General features: G+C 67.6%; 2 protein-coding genes. Both read right to left on the bottom strand.

Translation table 11 applies throughout. The features are described from left to right. Window positions 1-162 (bottom strand): ABC transporter permease subunit (locus I71_RS41120; protein WP_148294360.1); only part of this gene is annotated, 162 nt, incomplete at its 3' end. Then, the gene (locus tag I71_RS24815) at window positions 162-866 is read right to left on the bottom strand and encodes an alcohol dehydrogenase catalytic domain-containing protein (RefSeq protein WP_244434035.1); all 705 of its coding nucleotides are present in this window, start codon (window positions 864-866) and stop codon (window positions 162-164) included. The genes I71_RS24815 and I71_RS41120, both read right to left, overlap by 1 nt. Window positions 867-922 lie beyond the last annotated feature (56 nt).

The following is a 922-nucleotide window of genomic DNA, read 5'->3' as shown; positions in this document are numbered from 1 at the left end:
GACGAGGGCCAGGACGATTCCGACCTCCAGGCCGGTGACGATGAAGGGCAGGGCATAGGGAAGCTCCAGGCGGCCGAGCAACTGGAAACGGCTGGCGTCGAAGGAGGCCATCACGTCGCGCAACCCCTCCGGCACCGACCGGATCCCGAGCAGCGTGTTCATCATGATCGGGTAGAAGGGCAGGATTGCGGATGGCGCACCGCATCGGGCACCGACACGCGCGAGGAGTTGAGGACGACATCGGCGCCGAACTCCTTCGCCCGCTCCAGCCTTTTGTCGTCGAGATCGACGACGATGCAGCGGGCGCCGTGCAGCTTGGCGACCTGCACCACCGTCAGCCCGACCGTGCCGGCGCCATAGACCAGCAGCGTGTCGTCGGCAGCGATGCCGGTGCGCGACAACACATTCGCGGCGATGGACAGTGGTTCCGCCAATGCTGCAATCGAGATCGGCAGGTCGGAGCGCACCTTGACCGCATTGGCGGCCGGCACCACGACATGGTTGCGGAAGCCGCCGTCGCGATGGACGCCGAACACCTCCAGATTGGCGCAGACATTGGTGCGCCCGGCCCGGCAGGCATAGCAGCGGCCGCAGGACACCACCGGGTCGACCACCACATGGTCGCCGGCGGCGACGTTGGTCACGCCATCGCCGACCGCCTCGACCGTGCCGGCGAACTCGTGGCCGATCACGCGGGGATAGACCGCGAAGGGGTTGGAGCCGTGGTAGATGTGCAGGTCCGACCCGCAGATGCCGGCGCGCTGGACACGGACCAGCACCTCGCCGGCCTTGACCGGCCCGGCGGCGGCGGTGTTTTCGGGGAGGAGCGCAAGCACATGCGGCTTTTCAACGGTCAGGGCAACCACGGGAACACTCCCTAGAGAAAAGGATGCTGTGAACGGGGGTCAGGCGGTCGCCGCGA

This window comes from Azospirillum sp. B506 (genome assembly GCF_000333595.1).
Classification (GTDB): Bacteria; Pseudomonadota; Alphaproteobacteria; order Azospirillales; family Azospirillaceae; genus Azospirillum.
This window is presented reverse-complemented; position numbering and strand designations above follow the sequence as displayed.